We start from the raw sequence: 20,627 nt of genomic DNA, 5'->3' as shown, positions 1-20,627 counted from the left end.
CCCTTGACTGAATCAGAAGCACCCGCAGGCCGCTACGAGCAGGACGGCCAGGCCCCACGTTTCACGCCGGCTGACCCGGCCCACCCCACAACCGACGAAATCCCCTTCATCTACCCGGCCCACTGGGAGGCGGACGTCGTCCTGCGCGACGGAGCTACCGCCAACCTGCGCCCCGTTGTCCCCACCGACCGGGCAGCACTCGAAAAAATGTACGCGGGCCAGTCAGAGCGCACCATCTACCTACGCTTCTTCACTCACAAGCCCACCCTGAGCGACAAAGAACTGACCCGGTTCACCACGGTGGATCACAATAACAGGGTCGCCTTCGTCATCATGCTGGGCGATGAAATGATCGGTATCGGCCGCTACGACCGCACCCACAACCCCACCGAGGCCGAAGTGGCTTTCATGATTTCCGATGCCCACCAGGGGCGCGGTATCGGGTCAATCCTGCTAGAACACCTCGCAGCAGCTGCTAACGAGCGCGGTATCGACAGGTTCAGCGCCGAAGTCCTGCCTCAGAACCGCAAAATGCTTAATGTCTTCACCGATGCGGGCTACGAGATTTCCCGCGAATTTGAAGACGGCCTGGTCATGGTCTACTTCAACATCGACCCCACCGACCGCTCCCGCGGCGTGATGGAAGCCCGCGAGCACCGCGCTGAAGCTAAATCTATTGCCGAGCTCCTTGCCCCAGACACCGTTGCCGTGATCGGTACAGCGCCCCGTTGGGAAGCCAACGGCCACAAGGTGATTAAAACCCTGGTGGCAGGCGGATTCACCGGCACCCTCTACGGCGTCAACGAAGACCGGCTACCTGCCGGTGAGGTACCTATTTACCCCTGCATCGGTGAAGTGCCGGCTCGTGTAGATTTAGCTATTATCGCCGTCCCCATCGCCGAGGTAGCCGCAGCCGTAGAAGCTTGCGGCGGGGCGGGCGTCCGCGGTGTCCTCATCTACACCTCTGGCTACGCGGACGACGGGGCCCGCGGCCGCGCCCGTCAAAAAGCTCTGGTGAAATCGGCACGTAGCCACGGTATGCGCGTCATCGGCCCTGCCTCCTTCGGCCTGCTGAACAACGACCCTGGCGTCCGCCTTGACGCCACCATCAGCGCCCAGGACCCCAAACCCGGCGCCCTTGGCCTCTTTAGCCAGTCCTCAGCTATCGGCGCCATGTTTTCTAACACCGCCGTCAAACGCAATATCGGTGTATCGTCCCTGGTCTCAGTGGGCAACCGCGCCGACGTGTCGGGTAACGATATCATGCAGTACTGGGAAGACGACGAAGCAACCCGCGTCTGCGCCCTCTACCTTGAATCTATCGGCAACCCCCGAAAGTTCTCCCGTATCGCCCGCAGGCTCTCCCGCGTTAAGCCCGTACTCGTGGCCAAGAACGCTGTGACCGGCCAGCAGCTCCCTCCCGGTCATTCGGGGCGAACCTCCATCGCCCCTACTGAAGCGCTGGACGCCATGTTTAAGCAAGCCGGAGTTATCAGTGCCGAAACCTTTGACCAGTTGCTCGATGTGGCCCAGGTGCTGGTCTCCCAGCCCCTTCCTGCTGGGCGGCGTGTGGCTATCCTCTCCAACGCCTCAGCCCTGGGGCAGATTATCGCCGACAAATCCGAGGCCCTGAACATCGATGTGCGGGTGACCGAGTCCATGCTGAGGCTTACCGATGACGGTATCGACGGGCTAGAGGTACTTGAAGACGTGGCAACCAGCGCCCTCGAAGCATCAGATATTGATGCGGCTATCGGAGTCTTCCTCACCGGCGACTCTATCGACCCCAAGGACGTTGCCCGCGTCCTTTACCGCGCAGGCAAGCGCACCGGAAAACCCGTGGTTGCTGCCTTCCCCGGCACGCTCAGCTTTGACGCAGCCCTTCGCGGAATCTGGGAAGACCCGGATGGGCGGACGCCAGCCCCGGCAGAGCGCGGCACAGCGGGGGAGAGCACCCCCGTCCTGCAAGAAGGGTTACCCTGCTTTGAGTCCCCGGGGGCTTCTATACTGGCCTTGGCAAGCGTCATGGACTATGTGGAGTGGCGGGAGAAAGAAACCGGGGTTCTGGCTACTCCCGAGAACGTTAGCCCCAAGGCTGCGGCCGCTGACATCGCCCAGCACTTGACCCAGGTGAGCGGTGAGAACCTGCTCGATGTACCGGCCGCTGCCACCGAAGAACTCCTTGCCCACTACGGCATTAGCCTGCTACCCGAATATGGCTTTGACACCGCAGAAGAAGCCGTTGAGGCCGCTGCCCGGGCAGGCGGCTACCCGGTCGTTTTGAAAACCACAGACGACTTCCTGCGCCACCGCATAGACCTGGGCGGTGTGCGCCTGGGCATCGAAAGCGACGCCGAACTCATCAGCGAAATAGCCCAAATGCACCGCGTGCTCGAACCCTACGGTAGGTTCGACCTCACCGTGCAGAAACAGGCCCCGGCCGGCCAAACAGCGGTACTCACCGGCATCGAAGACCCCCTGATTGGCCCCGTGGTCTCTTTCGGTATGGCCGGGGATGCCACCAGCCTGCTGGAAGACTGGGCCCACCGCATCCCACCGCTGACCGAACGAGATGTCTATAAGATGGTGCGCTCGCCCAAGGCAGCAGCTAAGCTCTTTGCCGACGGCGACCTGCCCCAGGTGCGGGTTGATTTGCTCGAAGACCTCTGCGCCCGGGTAGCCCTGATGAAAGACAACCACCCCGAGATTGCCTACCTTGAGCTCAACCCCGTCCTGCTCTCACAGGAGACTCTCACGGTGGTGGGCGCCAAGATACGCCTGGGCAACCCCCGACAGCGCACCGATTCTGCCCGCCGAACCATGAGTAGCTAAGTGTGACCTAGCCATGACCTAAGATGGAGGGTAGATCTACTGGCCAGATTCACCCTAGAAAGAGACGAGACGATGAAACTCAGCGCAGCCGAAGGCCTCACCAGGGATATTCAGCAGGCAGGCTTTTACCCCGAGCTCGTCCTCGATACGGTCGATGAAGCCCTGGCGGGGCTGCTACCTACCTCGCACCTGGTTCAGGTAGAGACCCACTTTGACCAGAACGAGGTACACCGCCACATTACGGTGCTGGTGCTGGCCGGTCAGATGCTCCTGGTTGCCCACCTGGATGACCAGAACCTCGACGAAAGCGGTCAGCAGGTTCTTGCCCACGTATCGGTTGAGACCCTGCATGTGAGCCGAATTCGAACCCTGACCATCAGTTATACCTACCCGCAGCCCCAGCACTACCGAGCCGGTAGTCCTGTTTCAGAAGTCTCGATGCTGATCGCCTGGACAGGTTCCCAGCGCCTTGACGTACAACCGGCAGACTGCCCCGACCCCGCCTGCGATGCCGACCACGGCTATACCGGCATGGGCCCGCGGGAAGACATATTCCTGCGCGTGAGTACCCCGGCCGATGGGGAATACACGACCGTCCAGGCTAGGAGCTTCGCCCGCGCACTGCGCTCTGCCCACATGGCAGCTATGAACCAGGTAGCCGCCCCGGCAGGCGGCTCCGCGCAGACAGGGGCCTAAGATGAGCGTCCTGACCGATTACTGCGGTAACGCCCTACCCACCGAACCCGGCTACGGCGGCAACAACCTAGCTGACCTCTTCGAATCCTGCGGCACCCTGGTAGCCCAGGGGTCTATCATCCCCGACCCGCACCCCCTACACGGGGCAGGACGTCATGACCTGCTCGGCCTGGCAGACCGCCTGCGCGCCGCCGGGGTTGACCCTACCCGCTACCGCAGCGTTTGCCTGGTCATGGTCGATGGGCTGGGGCAGAGCCTGCTGAATGCCTACAGCTCCTACGCCCCCTTCTTGAAAAAGGCCACCCAGCTCGGCCCGATTCACTCGGCCCTCCCCTCAACCACGGTGGCTTCACTCAGCAGCCTGGGAACAGCCACCCCGCCGGGCTACCACGGCATGGCCGGGTACGAGGTGAAAAACCCGGCCACCGGGGCCGTGATGAACCAGCTGTCGGGTTGGGATAAAGCCGTTGACCCCCACCAGTGGCAGCCCCATCCCACGGTCTTTGAGCGCTACCAAAACCACCTGGATGTAGCGACAGTATCGCTGAGCAAGTATGCGGGCACCGGTTTGAGCGAAGCGGGTCTGCGGGGCGGACGCTTCGTACACGCAGCCGGGTATGCTGCCCGTACCACCCTGGCCGCTAGCCTGTTGAACTCCCGTAAGCCCTCCCTGGTCTACCTCTACTGGGGAGAAATTGACCAGGCCGGGCATAAGTTTGGTACCCGGTCTGACCAGTGGCTAGAGCAGCTTGAAGAGCTGAACCTCGCGCTGAAGTCGCTGGCTCGCAGGCTGCCCCCGCATGTACTACTGCTGGTGACGGCAGATCACGGCATGGTCGATATCGCCCCTGAGAACCGCATTGATTACTCGGGCGATACGGCTCTGCTGGATAATATTGAGCTGACGGCGGGCGAACCCCGCATGGTGCAGCTCTACCTAAAGGACGCCTGTGCTTCTGCCCGCCAGGACGCCCTGGGCCGGTGGGCAGAGACCTGGGGCGACCAGGCCTGGGTCTTTGACTCAGAAGACCTGTTCGATGCCGGTTATTTTGGTCAGCCGGTAACCGACGAGGCCCGTCGCCGTATCGGCGATATTATCGTGGCTGCCCGCCAACCAATCGCCCTCTACGACATGCGGCATTACAAGCCCCATGCCCTGCAGATGGTGGGTCAGCATGGGTCTCTCACACTTGAGGAAACGCAGGTGCCCCTGCTAATGCTACCTACCGGTTAAGACCGGTGCGGACGCCCGCCCCGCCGCGCGCGGCTAGGGGCTGGTAGTTGCCGCTAGGGTGGGGTCTACGCTACTGCCGTCCGCGGCCCAAGCGGTAGATAGGCTCGCTGCGCTAGCAGTATCGGTAGCGGCAGTTTCAACGGAACGGTCCGGTTCTTCGGCAGGTGCAGCGTCATCAGGAGCTACAACTTCGCCCGGATCAGTAGCCACCTCGGTCGGCTCAAAAACCAGGGTTTCTTCTGCTACCGGCGTCTCTTCTACGGGAGCCGGTTCGGTAGCTTCGATGACTGTCTCAGCTGCTGTAGGCTCAGCAGCCTGCTCAACCACAGGAGCTTCTTCGGTCGGTGCGTAAAGAACACTGCCGGGGGCGACCGGCTCTTCGGTACCGCCGTCTTGTTCCGTGACAGTCGGTGCCTTGGTGTTAAAACTAGGAACGGGTGCCGCCGTTGAACTTTCTGCAGCCGCGGAGCTGGTCTCTGCTACCGTGGGTGTCGGGGTCGCCTCTACCATGGTTTGTTGAGAGCTTTCGTCGTTGAGGGGTAGTAAGAAAGCGGCGACTAGGGCGATAGCGGCTGCCGTGAGCACCGCGGAACCGACAAAAAAGACCTTTGACCCGGTCTTGCGTTCTTCCTGCTCCTCTTCCGCATGGCGGGGGTTCAGCTGATCACGTTCAGCCGCTGCGGCCGCCGCTGCGGCAAGAGTCGCCTGCCTGCGGGCCTCTTCTGCCCGTTCAGCTTCTTTAGCTGCGGCCTTTTCGGCAGCCCTGTCTGCCCGTCGCTCTTCCCGGGTGAGTTTCTCAACGACGTCGCCGTTGCGCATGAGACCAAAGGCCAGAGAGTCGTCGTCCGTATCTACAACAGTACGGGTGCTCCCGCTATCTTCAGTCACGTACTCGTAACCGTTAGCTAGCGGCATAGCTTCGGTTGCATCATTGGTAGCGCCCTCGGCAGCGGGGGAAGGGAAAGCTTCTGTGGCGTCGTCGGCGGTGGTGGGCTTCTGGTCGTCAGAATCTGGTGACTGGTGGGAACGGGGCGTGGTCACGTTTTCCTTATTAAGTGTTTCTAAGCCCTTTACCCGTGTGCGAAACGGTTGCGACGTGGGCTGGTGCGGTGAAAATAAGAGAGATTACTATATCTAGTGTACGCGCTGAAAGCTTGCTGGTGCTGTGGTTCCTCTAACGAAAAACACCCGTAAAATCGGTGATTTCCCTTGACCCTCAGCCCAGTAAGAGCAAAGCCCCGAGTCCTTCCCCAAAAGGGGTGGACACGGGGCTCGAGCAGGCGCTGCCAGCGGGCAGGTTTAGCGGCGCTGGTTGCCGAAGATGATGTCATCCCAGCTCGGTACGCTGGTGCGCTTGGCCCGGCTGGCCTTGGGCTGCTGGGCCTTAGGCTCTTCTCCTACCTGCTCAGCCTGTGCTTCAGGGGCATCTTCTGTAGCCTCGGTAAGGGGAGCCTCAGACTCCTGGACGTCAGCTTCGCGCTGGGGCACCACAGCAAGGTGCGAGCCATCGGTACCCTGGCTCTGCTCATCAGACAAGGAACCCTGAGCACTTGAAGTCTCGGTGGGCAGGGGAGCCTCCTCAAGAGTTACCGGAGCTTCAACTCCTATCTCGATAGCCTCCTCAGGCACCTGCTGCTCTACGGCATTTTCACTAGCGGTATTTTCACTAGTGGTATTTTCGCTAGCGGTAGTCTGCTGCTGGGTTGCTTCTTCGGCTACCGCTGCAGCAGGTTCTTCGGTTTCAGGGGCAGGTTCGGCATGCACCTCGGCTGCGGGGGCAGGGCGGGAGCTGCGGCGGGCACGTTCGAGCAGGTCAGCTAGCTTGCGCTCACTGGCAGGATCAAAGGAGCGGACGCCGCGGCGAGCGGTCAGCTCATCGAGCAGCTCGTTCTGTTCCTTCTGCTCGGGGATGCTCACGCGGGCGATGCGGGGCTCGGCTACCTGAACACCAACGGTAGCGGGAGCAGCCTGCTCGGGAACGTCGCTTGCAGCCTCATCCTGGGGTGCCGCTGCCTGCTTGGCCGGGCCCGGAATGGGGGCATCGTGGGAGTGGTCGCGGCCCATGAGGAAATAGGCGGCTTCATTTGAGGCGTAGATGCTCTGATTGGCAGGGTTGAAGTTCCACCGGGCGGGGAACATGACGCCGCGCGGCAGGTTGGCCTGGGCGTCCTCACTCAGCTCTACATCAACAGACACGGTCCACTGGCCTGATTCCTGCTGCCAGGTGCTCCACTCCATGGGGGCTTGGGCGAAGTCGAAGCGTTCAGATACAGCTTCGATGTGCTGGTTGAGGCTCTGGGCGGCTCCACCTTGGCCAGGGGCAGGGGAAATGACCACGGTGCGGGCTGTCTGAATGATGTTGGCGCGTTCAGCGACGATGGGCCACTCGTAACGGCGCACGCGCTCCGGCTCCCAACCTGACTCTGCCGCAATCTCTTCAACCGTTGCGCCCTGGCGGAAACGGGTCTGGATGTCGCGGGGGCCAAAGGCTCCGCTAGCGCTGCCGCCGCGCAGGGGGCTGATACGGCGGGCGCGGGCAATGCTCTGCCGTAGGTTCTGGTCGATGGGCAAGAGGTAGGTTGCGCCGTCAGATGATTCGAGGACAAGGTTTTCACCGTCGTCGTGAATGCTAGCAAGTCGCAGTTCTCGCACTGCTCGGTCTCCTTAGATGGGGCCGGGCACCGCCTCAACAGAGAGGGGTGCTCACTTCAATCTTTACACTTACTTGAAAGACTACCTGCTCAAGCTGTGCTTGAAAGCTAAAGTAGCTGGGGGCCGGGGCGAAGTTTCGAAAAACCCGGTTTTTCAAGGGTTTTTGGCTCAAGTTCAGCAAGAGCTTGAAACATTTTTCTCACCCCGAGGCAAACCTAGTCAGACCTTTGTGACTCGCTAAGAGAGAACATGAAGTTTGCACTTGCATTATCGGGGGCAATGGTGAACAATTCTACCCGTCACCTCAACACAGTCGTAGACCCTGACGAGCGCAGAGTCGGTCGGCACCAAGACCGAGGTGCTGGTGCCCCCAGACTAAACAGAGGGGGTATCTACCCTTCGCACACTTAATACGGAGAAAACCATGGCAACCGATTACGATGCACCTCGCAAGCAGGACGAAGAGAGCAAGGACCAGTCTTTTGAGGAGTTGCGTTCACGCCCCTCAGAAATGCAGTCAGGTGCAGTGGATGAGGACGAAAACGCAGCGGCCGAAAGTTTTGAGCTGCCCGGTGCTGACCTCTCCAATGAAGAGCTGAACGTTGTGGTGCTCCCTGCACAGGACGACGAGTTCACCTGTGCTTCCTGCTTCCTGGTGCGTCATCGCTCCCAGATTGCCCGCGAAGAGGGCGACCTCAAGTTCTGCATCGAGTGCGAGAGCTAAAGATTAAGAAACTTCAAAAGTACGAGGGCGGGCCCACGTTATATAACGTGGGCCCGCCCTCGTATGGTCCAGAGATGAGGCCTGCCAGATGCTAACAGTCTTTGGGCGTCTTAGTCCTCTTCGGGCAGACCCTCATTCAGGATGGCGGCAATTTTTTCGGGGTTGCGGGAGGATGCAATCCAGTAGGGGGTGGGGTCTGCCGGGTCAGTAATCTGAATACGAATGACTGAGGTAATCCACCCGCGGAAACACATGTAGGCGCGACCATCGAGGGCCGGGCCGGTGGCGAGGCGGGCATCTTCACCTCGGAAGGCGTAGGCACGACCAACATAGTCACGCTCGATACGGGCCCGGCCAAAGCGTACAGTGGTTTCGGTAATCTCGATGGTGGGGGAGCTGCCGTAGAGTATTCCGCCGACCAGCAGGAACATCACGATTCCGGCAACGATGCCAGCGGTGATATTAATCGGTGCGCCAACCAGGAAAGAGGCTAGGCCAACGCCTAGGCAGCCTATCCACAGGCCGATTCCGGGGGCCAGACGTTCACGGTAGAGCACGGTGGGGGCGGTAGCAGGCATAGCTTCCTTCGACGAGGGACAAACTGTGAAGTATGAGCCGGAGCAAACCCGGCGCACAGGTTCTAGTCTAAGGGGTTTTGGCGCCCGATGTGGGGCGGCACCGGAGCGCTTAAGCCGGTACAGTAAAGAGGGTGATGAACCAGCTTAAGATTGATATCAAGATGCTCGATGAGGGAATTGACCCCCCCGCCTACGCCCAGCCCGGGGATGCTGGCGCTGATTTGCGCTCGCGAGTGGACCTCACCCTGCAGCCGGGTGAGCGGGCCCTAGTGCCGACCGGTGTGGCCATCGCTCTGCCCGAGGGCTATGTAGGTCTGGTGCACCCCCGTTCAGGCCTGGCTGCTAAGCACGGCATTACGATTGTGAACGCGCCGGGCACCGTTGATTCCGGGTATCGAGGTGAGATCATGGTCTGCCTGCTCAACACCGACAATAGCCAGGCTTTTGAGATTCAGCGCGGTGACCGCATTGCCCAGTTGGTTATTCAGCGGTTTGAGTCGGCTACTTTTAATGTGGTGGAGAGTTTGAGCGAAACCGAGCGTGGAACTGCCGGGTTCGGTTCAACGGGCGTACAGTAAGAGCAGTAGATAGGCGAGGGCCGAAGGAGGCACTATGTTTGGTTTTGGTAAGAAAAAGAATGGCGCGGACGCCGCGACTGAGCGTGAGCAGGGCGCAGCAGCTGATGAAGCGACTAAGAGTGATGCGCCCCAGCCTGCCGCGCAGGAGGAGCCTGCGGCGTCCTTCGTAGAATTTACCCGTGATAACGGACCCTTTGACATCACCGAGCAACGTACCGGCTCTAGCTACATCGACCTAGGTGGCCTACTGGTCAAGAGCAACCCCGGGCTGAACCTGCGCCTTGAGGCGGACCAGAAGACCCAGCAGGTTATCGCGGTGACCCTGCAGCTGGGTGAGGGTACTTTGCAGGTGCAGGCTTTTGCGGCTCCTAAGAGCCGCGGTATCTGGGATGAGATTCGTAAGGAACTGTCTGAGAGCGTGCGCCGCCAGGGCGGTCAGGTTGATATCAACGACGGCCCCTTCGGGCGTCAGCTGATTTCCCGTGTACCCGCTGAACTTCCCGACGGACGCAAGGGCTTTCGTATCGCTCGCTTTGTGGGTGTGGACGGGCCCCGCTGGTTCGTCCGCGGTGTATTCTCGGGCAAGGCCGTGCTGCCCGGTGAGAGTGCTACCGCTCTTGAAGAGGTCTTCCGCACCATCGTGGTCAACCGCGGTTCTGACCCCATGCCCCCGCGCGACCTGCTGCCCATGCGCGTACCCCAGAACATTCAGGACGCCGCAGCCGCCCAGGCCGCTGCCGCAGCGGCTGCCCAGGCTGAGAAGAAGCCCACCGTTGAGGTGCCCCGCCGCGGCCCCGAAATTACTGAAATTGGCTAGCGCCCATGCCTGAGACTGAGTCTCCCTTTACCCAGCAACGGGCTGCCGGGCCGGTCACCCGCCTGGAAGAGTACCCCGAGCGTTTTCGCGCTAGAGCCGCCGGGCGGGTAACCCGGGTGCATATGTCGCATGTGGGGGCTAACCCCCGGTTCGAGGTGACCCTGCTGGTCGATAAGTCTAAGCCCCTGCCTCCGGCTAAGACCCATCCCATGACGGGTATGCCCATTGCAGAGACCGGTGAAGATCTTGATGACACCACCGATGTGAGCACCTCTGAAGACACCTCAACCGGCCAGATTTCTGTGCTGGATGAGGAGACCGGCTTCACCACCCGGTTTAGCGTCAACCGGGCGGCACCCCGGGTGCTCTACCCAGAGTTCCCGCCCCTGAGCCCAGGCACTGTGCTGACCCTGATTTGGCAGGGCCAGCGTCAGGTGCCGGGAATAGAGGCAGGCGGCTACCTTCGGGTCTCAGGCATGCTGAGCACCCGTGAGAAGCCCCTCATGTACAACCCGCGCTACGAGATTGTTCCGGCCCTCTAGCCGCAGGCGCAAGGACGCCGGCCCCACCTTCGGCGAAGAAGGTGGGGCCGGCGTCCTTTTTTGCTGATAAGCAGGAAAGGGGCTAACTGAAGAGAGCGCGGATGTCGTCCTCACCGGTGGGGGTGGTGATGAAGAAGAGCTCGTCGCCGCCCTCAATTACGTCGTCGCCGCTGGGGGTAATCGGTACCCCGTCGCGCAGGATGGCGGTGAGGGTGGTTTCGTAGGGCCACTGCACGTTATCGACGGTGTGGCCAATAATCGGGTGGTCGGTGGGCACAGTGTATTCGACCAGGGTGGCGCTGCCGGTCTTGAGGGTCAGCAGGCGCACGACGTCGCCCACCTCAACGGCCTCTTCCACCAGGGCGGTCATGAGGCGCGGGGTAGAAACCGCAACGTCCACGCCCCAGGAGTCGTCGAAGAGCCACTCATTTTTGGGGTTGTTCACGCGGGCCACGGTGCGGGGCACCCCGAATTCACTGCGGGCCAGCAGCGATACCACTAGGTTGGTTTTATCGTCGCCTGAGGCGGCGACGATGACGTCCGCGTTCTCGGGCTTGGCCTGGCGCAGGACGGACAGCTCGCAGGCGTCCCCAATCACCCAGTGGGCGTGCTGAATGTCGCTGCGGGAAATAGCCTCGGGCTTGATGTCGATAATGGTTACCGTGTGGCCGTGGGAGAGTAGTTCGCGGGCGCTTGAAGAGCCCACCGATCCAGAGCCGATAACGATTACTTCCATTCCAGATCCCCCTCAGCGTTGCGTGCCGGGGGAGCACCCAGCACCCTGGCAATGTCGTTGATGTCTTCGGTGCGCATCATGGCATGCACCGTATCGCCCTGCTGGTAGGAGGTCTCCTTGGTGGGGAGCATACCCTCCCCAAACCGGGTCAGGTAGGCCACACGCACACCGGCAGCCTGCTCAATCTCGGTCAGGGCGTGCCCAGCCCAGTCTTCGTGCAGCTGCAGCTCACCGAGCATCAGGCGGCCCGAAGCCTCACGAAAATCACCGGCCATGGCCTGCTCCGGCAAAATGCGGCGTAGCACCTGGTCGGTCGACCAGCGCACCGCAGCCACCGTGGGAATACCCAGACGCTGGTAGAACTCAGCCCGGTTGGGGTCGTAGATACGGGCAACCACGTGCTGCACCCCAAAGGTCTCACGGGCCACACGGGAGGCAATAATGTTGGAGTTATCGCCAGAGGACACCGCGGCAAAAGCGTAGGCGTGCTCAATACCGGCCCGCTTGAGGGTCTCGCGGTCAAAGCCCACACCGGTCACCTTCTTACCGGCAAAATCTTTGCGCAACCTGCGGAAAGACCGGTCATCCTGATCGATTACAGCAACCGAATGACCCGCATCTTCTAGGGTATGGGCCAGCATAACGCCCACCCGACCAGCACCCATAATCACAAAATGGGGCACTTAGCACCTCACGAAACCACGACGGAAACAAACTTTAACCCCGCACAGCAGGGTTGCCTCTAGTCTACGCCCGGCGGCCCCAGCACCCAACCGGCGCGCCATAGCCGCGCGGGGCGTCCTTACCCACGAGCAAAATGTGGTGTGTATAGCTGTGTTTTCCCCGCTCTACCGACTACGGTTAGAGCCTGTGAGAAATATTAGGAGCGCGGCCACCCGCCTGATTTTTGGTGCCCCCGTCACCAGCAGGCACGCCAAGAAGGGCAACCTGCCCAAACGCCGTGCCCTACCCCTCTTCGGGGCGGACGGGTTCTCGTCGGTTGCCTATGCCCCCGACGAAATCCTGCTGACCCTGCTCCTGGCTGGCCACGGTGCCTTAGCCTACTCGCCCCTGGTGGGGCTGGGGATTGCCCTGATTCTGCTGGTTGTGGTGGGTGCCTACCGCTATAACATCCAGCATGTGGGGGAGCGCGGCGACTTCGCCCTGGTTCACCAGAATCTGGGGATTACCGCCGCTATTGTGCTGGGCGCTGCCCTGATGGTTGACTTTATGCTCACGGTTGCGGTATCGCTGTCTTCGGCTGCCCAGTACCTTGAATCGATTACTCCGGTACTGCTGGGGCATCAGCGGCTGATTGCCTGTTCCCTCATTGCTCTGGTGACCTTTATCTGCCTGCGCGGCCTCAAGGTGATGCTGCGGGTGTCGCACCTTCCCTCATACGTCTTTTTAGTGCTGCTTGCGGCGACCGTGGCCTGCGGTCTCATTGTGGACGCCACCGGGCAGCTCGGGCACGCGGTGTCGGCTGAGTACACGGTGGTGGTACCCGACGGTGCTGCCGAGGTGCTGACCACCCAGCTCGGTGTTGGCCTGCTGCTGGTGAGGGCTTTTGCCTCGGGTTCTGTGGCACTGACCGGGGTAAACACTGTCAGTAATGCAGTCAATGCGTTCGCCCCGCCGCGTCAGCGCAATGCGGCCACTAGTCTGATGGTGATTGGCGGTCTCTCGGCGCTCTCCCTGCTGGGGGTGCTTTATCTTGCCCAGCAAACCGGGGTGGTCAGCGTCCTTGACCCGGCCCAGGGGCTACTCGTCAATGGCCAGCCGGTGGGGGAGGACTTCCACCAGGTACCCGTACTCCTGCAAATTACTGATGCTATCTTTGGCCTGCCCTTAGCCGGCATCCTGCTAGGTGCTGCCACCATCGGAGTGCTGATGGTCGCGGCCATGACCGCCTTTACCGGCTTCCCCATGCTCGCTACCACCATTGCCGCCAAGCAGTACCTACCGGTGCACCTGTCGGCCCGAAGCTCAGCCTCCCTCTACGCCAACGGTGTGCTGGCCCTGGGCGTGAGCTCCATGCTGCTAGTTGCTATCGTCGGACCCAACGTGCACACCCTGGTACAGATGTATATCGTGGGCGTCTTTACCGCTATGACCCTCACCCAGTACGCGGTGCTACGCAACCGCTGGCGAGCCCAGCGCATCACCCTCGACACTAAAAAACGCCGCACCCTCTGGCGTGATATTGGAATCAGCGCTACCGGTACCGGTGCCTCGGTCACGGTACTCGTCGTGATCATTCTTACCAAGTTCACCCACGGTGCCTGGGTCACCGTGCTGCTCATTCTTCTTCTGACCTGGCTCATGATCAAAACCAACAAACACTACAGCAGTATCGACCGGCAGCTAGCCCTCTCAGCCGACCCCGAACAACTGGCCGCAGACCGGGCACTGCCCTCCCGCGTCCACGCCCTCATATATGTTGAGCGGGTACGCAAACCCGTACTCCGGGCCCTCGCCTACGCACGGGCCTCCCGCCCCTCATCCATCGAAGCTCTCGTGGTGAACGTGGACGAAGCCCGCACCCGCGAAAACATCGACACCTGGGAAGCCCTCGAACTGCCCGTCGACCTGACCGTACTGGACTCGCCCTACCGCAACCCCGCCGCCAGCGTGCTCGAATACGTGCAACACATGCGCCAAAAATCCCCCCGCGACGTGCTCGTGGTCTACCTACCCGAATACGTGGTCTCCCACTGGTGGCAGGGCATCTTCCACCGCCGCACCGTACACAAACTCAAAGCCCGCCTGCGCCACGAACCGGGCGTCGTTGTAGCCTCCGTGCCCTGGCAAATCGAACGATAAAATACAAACCCACCGAGCCACCCTCAAAGCGAGAAACACATGTCTACCACCTCCACCACACCCGAACCCGCTATCGGTGACTTCCTAGAACTCACCCCCGAGCGTCCGGCCCACGGCGGTGCCCTCGTCGCTAGAGCGGGCGACCGCGTCATCTTCGTCCGCCACGGCATCGTCGGGGAGCCAGCTACCGTCCGCATCACCGGCCGCGGGCCCAAAGGTCGCTTCTTCTTCGCAGACGTCGTCTCCGTAGAGACCCCCGCACCGCAGCGCCACCCCCACCCCTGGGCACCGGCGGACGCGCTCACGTCCGCTCACCCCCTCGGCGGCATGGAATACGGTCATCTGGACCTAGCGACCCAGCGGGCCTACAAGCAGCAGATCGTGAAGGAACAGCTGGTGCGCCTGGGAGGGGTACCAGAGAACCACCCGTTGTTGGATCAGCTGCCCGTTCACGCCCTGCCTGGCGATGACCGGGGGCTGCACTGGCGCACCCGCGTGCATTTTGCGGTGGAGCGCGAAAGCCAGCAGATTGCCATGTTCCCGCACTCTAGTTCGGTGCCTGTACCCGTTACGGGCTTCCCCCTGGCCGATGGTCGCATTGAGGCCCTCGAACTGCACCGGCTCAAGCTGGCCGGTATTACCCGGGTTGATGTGGCTGTAGCCGCCACCGATATGCTGGCTGTGGTCTTTACCGTGTCATCGCGGACTACGCCCGCCGAGGTCGCTGAAGGCATCGAAGAGCAGGCCCGGGCCCTGTGGGGGTCGCTGGAAGACCGCATGATCACTCTGGTCTTTACCCCCGAGAAAAAGGGCGGACGCCGACGCGGCACCAAACCCGCTGACATCATCGCTGGAGCCGCCACCCCCAACCTGCTGGAGACCGCCACTGTCTACGCCCAGGACTTCTATTGGAACGTTGGAGCAACCGGCTTCTGGCAGATTCACCGGGCTGCCCCCGAGGTGCTGGGTAACGCCGTGCTTGAGGCTGCCCGCCTGAAAAAGGGGATGACGGTCTACGACCTCTACGCAGGTGCAGGCTTCTTCACAGCCCTGGCCGCTGACGCGGTAGGGGACAGGGGCACAGTGCTGTCAGTTGAGGGATCCCCGGTGACCAGCAGCAACGCCTCCGAAAACTTTGGCGACGAAGGCCCATCACGCACTCACAGGTCTGAGCGGACGCGTGTGCGCGTGGAACGCGGGGACGTCGCCCAGGTGCTTGAGAAGATCAGCGCCGAGGTGGCCGAGGGGCGCTACGCCGCCCCTGATGTGGTGATTTGCGACCCGTCTCGTGAGGGCGCTGGCCGTGCCGTGATGGAGCAGGTGACTGACCTGAACCCCTCCACCCTGGTTTATGTGGCCTGCGACCCGGCAGCCCTGGGCCGCGATACCGGCTACCTGCGCGCAGCGGGCTGGCGACTTGTACGCGTCGAAGCCTTCGACATGTACCCCAACACCCACCATGTGGAAGCGGTGGCAGTCTTTAGCCGGTACGGGGCTTAGGCAAGACGCTGCGAAAGTAGCAGAATCTCTGAAGCTTATTCAGAAGAGGTTACGCAGGCTCACACCTTCGCAAGCTCAGGTGATTCCGTTCGCTCTTGTGTGCTACGCACCCGCTCCCTCCATCGAGCCAGCAGCTTCGCTGTGAGCCTGCTTCACCTATCCTTATGAATAACCCTTCTAGATGGTTCCGTCTGAGTCTTCTTGCAGAGTCAGCCCCCGTCGTAGTGCTCCCTCAATAAAGAACAGTGTGGCAATAAAGAGAACCGTTACGAGCCCCTGATCTGATATAAAAGTCGGTTCTAACTCAAGCTTGCTGAGCCCTGCGGATTTTTCTATTCCGCGGGCGGTTAAATCGGTGAGTAGGGAGTACCCAATCATTCCGATAAGTAGTACAACGGGGATAACCCGAAGGCGGTTCAGGGCCTTCAGCGTGAAATCTGCCTTGCTGTAAAAAGACTTAGAGACTTGATGAAGAAGTACAGCCACACAAAGGTACATGAGGAACTTCCACCCAAAAGCTAGCCAAGCCAGAACCTGGGTGCCTGTGCTCAGGCCCTCGGAGCTGACCCAGTAGGTACCGCCCTCTAGCTCCAGATTGTAGCGGTGAAGAGAGCTAGGAATTCCATGCTCGGGCCACTGCACAAAGGCAACATAAAGAATAAGAACTACAGCAAAAGCTGTATAGATCGTCGCAACTGAGAACTGGTGTTCAGCAGGCTGAGGCTTGCTGTTGTCGGTTGTAAGACCAAAATAATTTGATAGAGCTTTCATGAGTCTTTTCCTTCGTCCTTGTAGGTAAAGATGTCACCAGGGGTGCAGTCGAGCACCCGGCAGAGGGCAGTGAGGGTGGTAAACCGGACGGCGCGGGCGCGGTTATTTTTCAGTATGGAAAGATTCGCAACAGAGATTCCAACGTGATGTGAGAGGTCCACCAGGCTCATACTGCGCTCTTCCAGGAGCTTATCTAAGTGGCAGATAATACTGTGTTCTTCGTCTGGTGTCATAGGGTCCTTTACTGCTAGCGAGGCATATTGATTATCAATATGCCATCATCGTTTCATATTGAAAATCGATATGCAAGGCTGCTTTGAGACCTGCACGAAATAGAAAAGACCGCTTAAATCAGAAAAACCCACCTAGTTCGTGGGTTTTTCTGATTTAAATGGTACCTACCCCTGTGGGGCATGGTGGGGTGGTAACTGTTAGCTGAGGCGGTCGGTCTGGTCGTCCCACTCGGCCGCTACAGCGCGCAGGGCCTCTTCCTTGGTGCGAGCATGGTGGCCACAGAAGAGCAGGTCCAAACCCGACTCCATCACCACACGCACATAGGCCTGGGCACCGCAAGCATCGCAACGGTCAGCAGCAGTCAGTTCGCGGCGGGTCTCAAGAGTTGCACTCACGATAGGCTCCTTTCAAAAGCTTTCTTCCTCACCCCTCATACAATCACCGACAGGGGCGCCCCGCACGTCCTTTCGCCCACAGCGCTAAACCCCAGCGGTCAACCCAAGTTCCAGCCCAGGCCGACCGCGGGCGTCCGCACCGCCACAGCACAGGTACAGCCCTGTCAACCCGAACACATGTACTAGACTATATAGGCGTCCCGTCCATACCTGCAGGAGAGTTTCGTGGCAGCAAACAACTACACCGCCCGCAACCTATCGGTGCTCGAAGGCCTCGAAGCCGTGCGCAAACGCCCCGGCATGTATATTGGCTCCACCGACTCGCGTGGCCTCATGCACTGCCTCTGGGAAATCATCGACAACTCGGTCGACGAAGCCCTGGCAGGGTTCGGCCAGTCCATCCAGGTCATTCTCTACAAGGACGGCTCGGTTGAGGTGCAGGACGACGGCCGCGGTGTGCCCACCGACATTGAACCCCGCACCGGCCTCTCGGGTGTTGAGGTGGTTTACACCAAGCTGCACGCCGGCGGTAAGTTCGGCGGTGGCTCCTACAACGCCTCGGGCGGCCTGCACGGCGTGGGCGCCTCGGTCGTCAATGCGCTCTCATCCCGCCTGGACGTACAGGTGGACCGCGGCGGTAAGACCTACCAGATGAGCTTCCGCCACGGCGTGCCCGGCATTTTCGAAGACACCCGCACCCCCAAGCCCGACGCCCCCTTCACCGCCTCATCCGATGCCCTGCAGGTGGTGGGCAAGGCTAAGCGCGGGGTCACCGGCACCCGCGTGCGTTACTGGGCTGACCCCATGATTTTCACCCCGGACGCCCGGTCCAGCTACGAGAACCTGGCAGCCCGAGCCCGCCAGACCGCCTTCCTCATTCCCGGCCTGCGCATTGCCGTGCGCGACGAGCGCCGCCTGCCCGGCACCCCCGGCGAGTTCGAGACTCACGAAGAGGTCTTCCAGCACGACGGCGGTATCTCTGAGTTCGTGGACTACCTCGCCCACGACCAGGCCGTGACCGATATCTGGCGCTTCACCGGCACCGATACCTTCACCGAGACCGTCCCCGTGCTTGACGCCGAGGGGCACTCCCAGCTGACCGAAGTGGAACGCGAGTGCGAGGTTGATGTTGCCCTGCGCTGGGGCACCGGCTACGAAACCAAGCTGCGCACCTTCGTCAACATCATCGCCACCCCCAAGGGCGGCACTCACCAGACCGGCTTCGAGCAGGGCCTGCTCAAGACCTTCCGCAAGCACATTGCCGATAACGCGCGTAAGTTCAAGGCTGGTACCGACAAGATTGAAAAGGACGATGTGCTGGCGGGGCTTACCGCCGTGCTCACCGTGCGTCTGGCTGAGCCCCAGTTTGAGGGCCAGACCAAGGAGATTCTGGGTACCCCGGCGGTGCGTCAGATTGTCTCTAAAGTTGTTGCCAAGCAGCTGGCGGCCAAGCTGAACTCCACCGCGCGGGGCGAGAAGACCCAGGCGGCGGCTGTTTCTGAAAAGGTGGTTGCCGAGATGAAGTCGCGTATTTCGGCGCGAGTTCATAAGGAAACCCAGCGCCGCAAGAACGCCCTGGAAACCTCATCCATGCCCACCAAGCTGGTGGACTGCCGCTCCACCGACGTGGAGAAGTCCGAACTCTTCATCGTGGAGGGTGACTCAGCGCTGGGCACCGCCCGCCTGGCGCGTTCATCGACCTATCAGGCCCTTTTGCCCATTCGCGGCAAGATCCTGAACGTGCAGAAGGCCTCGCTGACCGACATGCTGGCGAATGCCGAGTGCGCCGCCATTATTCAGGTCATTGGCGCCGGTTCTGGCCGCACCTTCGATCTAGAGCAGAAGCGCTACAACAAGATCATCATGATGACGGACGCGGACGTGGACGGCGCCCATATTCGCACCCTGCTGCTGACCCTCTTCTACCGCTACATGCGTCCGCTGGTAGAAGCCGGTCACGTCTATGCCGCTGTGCCGCCCCTGCACCGGGTTGAGGTGGTCAACCGGGGTAAGGCTAACGAGATGGTCTACACCTATTCTGAGAAGGAACTGCACGAGCTGCTCGACCGGCTTGAGGCTGAAGGTAAGAGCTATAAGGAACCCATTCAGCGCTACAAGGGCCTGGGTGAGATGGACGCCGACCAGCTGGCGGAGACCACTATGGACCCCCGCCACCGCATGCTCCGCCGCGTGCGGGTTGAGGACGCCGAAGCTGCCGAGCGGGCCTTTACCCTGTTGATGGGCTCTGAGGTCGCCCCGCGTAAGGACTTCATTATCCGGGGCGCGACCAAGCTCGACCACACAGCTATCGACGCCTAAGCGTGTTGAGGGCAGGGGCAGAGTAAAATGTTGTGTATGACACATGCAATGAAGCACCCTGTTACTGTCACCGTTACCGGCGCCGCTGGCCAGATTGGGTATGCCAGCCTCTTCCGCATCGCGGCAGGTGAAATGCTGGGCCCCGATACTCCCGTCCGCCTGCGTCTACTCGAAATCCCGGCCGGGCTCAAGGCAGCTGAGGGCACCGCGATGGAGCTTGCCGACTGCGCCTTCCCTCTACTTGAATCTGTCGATATCACCGACGACCCCTCCGTTGGCTTCGACGGCACCAACATCGCCCTGCTCATTGGCTCCCGCCCCCGCACCAAGGGTATGGAGCGTGCCGACCTGCTCGAAGCTAACGGCGGTATTTTCTCGATGCAGGGTAAAGCCATCAATGACAGGGCTGCTGACGATGTGAAAGTAGCTGTGGTGGGCAACCCGGCTAATACCAACGCCCTCATTGCCGCCTCCCATGCGCCGGACGTCCCCCTGGAGCGCTTCACCGCCCTCACCCGCCTCGACCACCACCGGGCGGTTGCCCAGCTGGCAGCTGCAACCGGGGCGTCCGTGCCCGAGATCGACGGCATCACCATCTGGGGCAACCATTCTGCCAGCCAGTACCCCGACCTCTTCCACGCCACCGTCGGCGGCCGCCCCGCTATCGACGCCCTTGCCGACAAGAACCTTGGCCAGACCTGGATCGAAGAAACCTTCATTCCCACCGTTGCCCAGCGCGGAGCCGAAATTATCGCGGTGCGCGGTGGGTCGTCCGTCGCCTCTGCTGCCCACGCCGCCCTGGCCCACGTGCATGACTGGGTGCTGGGAACGGGGGAGCGGACCACCTCAATGGCAGTGCCATCCGACGGCTCCTACGGTGTGCCCGAGGGGATTATCAGCTCTTTCCCCGTCAAGTGTTCATCAGGTGGATATGAGATTGTTCACGGTTTGCAGCACTCAGATTTTGCCAGCCAGCGCATCGCGGCCTCTGTGGCCGAGTTAGTTGAAGAGAAGGACGCCGTCGCCCAGCTTGGCATGCTCGGCCCCCACTAAGGTGCCCGCCCCGGTGTGACTAGACAAAGTGTCACTAAATGGGCACTTGGTGCAAAAACCGGTAGAGACTCCCGCACAACCCCAGTAGGGTAGCGGGAGTCTTAGCGTTTAAGTGACCTTTAGTGAAGCGTCAAATCACCTGG

At 61.1% G+C, this 20,627-nt stretch carries 19 protein-coding genes; 11 read left to right on the top strand and 8 right to left on the bottom strand.

The window, feature by feature from the left end:
• Positions 1-3: 3 nt before the first annotated feature.
• The 3 genes from QM007_RS07170 to QM007_RS07160 all read left to right on the top strand — a co-directional run bounded on the left by QM007_RS07170 (position 4) and on the right by QM007_RS07160 (position 4,762).
• Positions 4-2,832: a bifunctional acetate--CoA ligase family protein/GNAT family N-acetyltransferase gene (locus QM007_RS07170; RefSeq protein WP_283489331.1), complete on the top strand. Its 2,829-nt coding sequence runs from the start codon at positions 4-6 to the stop codon at positions 2,830-2,832.
• 72 nt (positions 2,833-2,904) lie between these two features.
• Positions 2,905-3,528 carry a DUF5998 family protein gene (locus tag QM007_RS07165; protein WP_283489330.1) on the top strand — a complete coding sequence of 208 codons (624 nt, stop codon included), beginning with the start codon at positions 2,905-2,907 and terminating at the stop codon, positions 3,526-3,528.
• 1 nt (position 3,529) lies between these two features.
• Complete coding sequence (locus tag QM007_RS07160) at positions 3,530-4,762, top strand: alkaline phosphatase family protein (protein WP_283489329.1); 1,233 nt, start codon at positions 3,530-3,532, stop codon at positions 4,760-4,762.
• Positions 4,763-4,795: 33 nt separating this feature from the next.
• Here the strand turns inward: QM007_RS07160 and QM007_RS07155 are convergent, their stop codons facing one another.
• Entirely contained in the window at positions 4,796-5,803 is a 1,008-nt protein-coding gene (locus QM007_RS07155; RefSeq protein ID WP_283489328.1) for a hypothetical protein, read from the bottom strand.
• A gap of 258 nt (positions 5,804-6,061) precedes the next feature.
• Complete coding sequence (gene sepH, locus QM007_RS07150; protein ID WP_283489327.1) at positions 6,062-7,414, bottom strand: septation protein SepH; 1,353 nt, start codon at positions 7,412-7,414, stop codon at positions 6,062-6,064.
• A gap of 424 nt (positions 7,415-7,838) precedes the next feature.
• Between sepH and QM007_RS07145 the strand changes: the two genes are divergently transcribed.
• On the top strand, positions 7,839-8,138 hold the full coding sequence (locus QM007_RS07145) for a DUF4193 domain-containing protein (protein WP_083091691.1): 300 nt from the start codon (positions 7,839-7,841) through the stop codon (positions 8,136-8,138).
• A gap of 110 nt (positions 8,139-8,248) precedes the next feature.
• Here the strand turns inward: QM007_RS07145 and QM007_RS07140 are convergent, their stop codons facing one another.
• Positions 8,249-8,716, bottom strand: coding sequence for a DUF3093 domain-containing protein (locus QM007_RS07140; protein ID WP_283489326.1), 468 nt, complete (start codon positions 8,714-8,716; stop codon positions 8,249-8,251).
• Between the two features lie 134 nt (positions 8,717-8,850).
• Here QM007_RS07140 and dut point away from each other — a divergent pair, with 134 nt between their 5' ends.
• Genes dut through QM007_RS07125 form a run of 3 tightly spaced genes read left to right on the top strand, consistent with a single transcriptional unit; the run spans position 8,851 to position 10,653 of the window.
• On the top strand, positions 8,851-9,294 hold the full coding sequence (dut, locus tag QM007_RS07135; RefSeq protein ID WP_283489325.1) for a dUTP diphosphatase: 444 nt from the start codon (positions 8,851-8,853) through the stop codon (positions 9,292-9,294).
• 34 nt (positions 9,295-9,328) lie between these two features.
• A complete protein-coding gene (locus QM007_RS07130) occupies positions 9,329-10,111 on the top strand; it encodes a DUF3710 domain-containing protein (protein ID WP_283489324.1) in 783 nt (260 codons plus the stop codon).
• 5 nt (positions 10,112-10,116) lie between these two features.
• Positions 10,117-10,653 carry an asparaginase gene (locus QM007_RS07125; RefSeq protein WP_283489323.1) on the top strand — a complete coding sequence of 179 codons (537 nt, stop codon included), beginning with the start codon at positions 10,117-10,119 and terminating at the stop codon, positions 10,651-10,653.
• 82 nt (positions 10,654-10,735) lie between these two features.
• Here QM007_RS07125 and QM007_RS07120 read toward each other — a convergent pair whose 3' ends face one another.
• Both QM007_RS07120 and QM007_RS07115 read right to left on the bottom strand, forming a co-directional pair.
• Entirely contained in the window at positions 10,736-11,389 is a 654-nt protein-coding gene (locus QM007_RS07120) for a potassium channel family protein (RefSeq protein ID WP_283489322.1), read from the bottom strand.
• Complete coding sequence (locus tag QM007_RS07115) at positions 11,380-12,072, bottom strand: potassium channel family protein (protein WP_237199538.1); 693 nt, start codon at positions 12,070-12,072, stop codon at positions 11,380-11,382. Before QM007_RS07115 ends, QM007_RS07120 begins: the two co-directional genes overlap by 10 nt.
• Positions 12,073-12,259: 187 nt before the next feature.
• Between QM007_RS07115 and QM007_RS07110 the strand changes: the two genes are divergently transcribed.
• Positions 12,260-14,212: an APC family permease gene (locus QM007_RS07110; protein ID WP_283489321.1), complete on the top strand. Its 1,953-nt coding sequence runs from the start codon at positions 12,260-12,262 to the stop codon at positions 14,210-14,212.
• 39 nt (positions 14,213-14,251) lie between these two features.
• Positions 14,252-15,712 (top strand): class I SAM-dependent RNA methyltransferase, encoded by a 1,461-nt coding sequence (locus QM007_RS07105; RefSeq protein WP_283489320.1) that lies wholly within the window; start codon positions 14,252-14,254, stop codon positions 15,710-15,712.
• Between the two features lie 177 nt (positions 15,713-15,889).
• Here QM007_RS07105 and QM007_RS07100 read toward each other — a convergent pair whose 3' ends face one another.
• From QM007_RS07100 to QM007_RS07090, 3 genes are all read right to left on the bottom strand, one after another.
• A complete protein-coding gene (locus QM007_RS07100) occupies positions 15,890-16,483 on the bottom strand; it encodes a hypothetical protein (protein ID WP_283489319.1) in 594 nt (197 codons plus the stop codon).
• A complete protein-coding gene (locus tag QM007_RS07095) occupies positions 16,480-16,716 on the bottom strand; it encodes a helix-turn-helix domain-containing protein (protein ID WP_283489318.1) in 237 nt (78 codons plus the stop codon). Before QM007_RS07095 ends, QM007_RS07100 begins: the two co-directional genes overlap by 4 nt.
• A 198-nt stretch (positions 16,717-16,914) precedes the next feature.
• Positions 16,915-17,112, bottom strand: coding sequence for a DUF7455 domain-containing protein (locus tag QM007_RS07090; RefSeq protein WP_283489317.1), 198 nt, complete (start codon positions 17,110-17,112; stop codon positions 16,915-16,917).
• A gap of 225 nt (positions 17,113-17,337) precedes the next feature.
• On the opposite strand from QM007_RS07090, the gene QM007_RS07085 reads away from it, so the two are divergent.
• A complete protein-coding gene (locus QM007_RS07085; RefSeq protein WP_283489316.1) occupies positions 17,338-19,431 on the top strand; it encodes a DNA gyrase/topoisomerase IV subunit B in 2,094 nt (697 codons plus the stop codon).
• 36 nt (positions 19,432-19,467) lie between these two features.
• Positions 19,468-20,484 carry a malate dehydrogenase gene (locus QM007_RS07080; protein WP_283489315.1) on the top strand — a complete coding sequence of 339 codons (1,017 nt, stop codon included), beginning with the start codon at positions 19,468-19,470 and terminating at the stop codon, positions 20,482-20,484.
• The last annotated feature ends 143 nt before the right edge of the window (positions 20,485-20,627 follow it).

The organism is Rothia sp. SD9660Na, from assembly GCF_030064065.1.
Classification (GTDB): Bacteria; Actinomycetota; Actinomycetes; order Actinomycetales; family Micrococcaceae; genus Rothia.
The sequence above is the reverse complement of the archived record's forward strand: the minus strand, read 5'-3'. Positions and strand labels throughout refer to the sequence as shown.

What these genes read in the sequence shown, in the direction of transcription:
- QM007_RS07165 (WP_283489330.1), top strand. Translation starts at nt 2,905, where the DNA reads ATGAAACTCAGCGCAGCCGAAGGCCTCACCAGGGATATTCAGCAGGCA.
- QM007_RS07140 (WP_283489326.1), bottom strand. Translation starts at nt 8,716, where the DNA reads ATGCCTGCTACCGCCCCCACCGTGCTCTACCGTGAACGTCTGGCCCCC.
- QM007_RS07145 (WP_083091691.1), top strand. Translation starts at nt 7,839, where the DNA reads ATGGCAACCGATTACGATGCACCTCGCAAGCAGGACGAAGAGAGCAAG.
- QM007_RS07100 (WP_283489319.1), bottom strand. Translation starts at nt 16,483, where the DNA reads ATGAAAGCTCTATCAAATTATTTTGGTCTTACAACCGACAACAGCAAG.
- QM007_RS07120 (WP_283489322.1), bottom strand. Translation starts at nt 11,389, where the DNA reads ATGGAAGTAATCGTTATCGGCTCTGGATCGGTGGGCTCTTCAAGCGCC.
- QM007_RS07125 (WP_283489323.1), top strand. Translation starts at nt 10,117, where the DNA reads ATGCCTGAGACTGAGTCTCCCTTTACCCAGCAACGGGCTGCCGGGCCG.
- QM007_RS07160 (WP_283489329.1), top strand. Translation starts at nt 3,530, where the DNA reads ATGAGCGTCCTGACCGATTACTGCGGTAACGCCCTACCCACCGAACCC.
- QM007_RS07130 (WP_283489324.1), top strand. Translation starts at nt 9,329, where the DNA reads ATGTTTGGTTTTGGTAAGAAAAAGAATGGCGCGGACGCCGCGACTGAG.
- QM007_RS07095 (WP_283489318.1), bottom strand. Translation starts at nt 16,716, where the DNA reads ATGACACCAGACGAAGAACACAGTATTATCTGCCACTTAGATAAGCTC.
- QM007_RS07080 (WP_283489315.1), top strand. Translation starts at nt 19,468, where the DNA reads ATGACACATGCAATGAAGCACCCTGTTACTGTCACCGTTACCGGCGCC.
- QM007_RS07105 (WP_283489320.1), top strand. Translation starts at nt 14,252, where the DNA reads ATGTCTACCACCTCCACCACACCCGAACCCGCTATCGGTGACTTCCTA.
- dut (WP_283489325.1), top strand. Translation starts at nt 8,851, where the DNA reads ATGAACCAGCTTAAGATTGATATCAAGATGCTCGATGAGGGAATTGAC.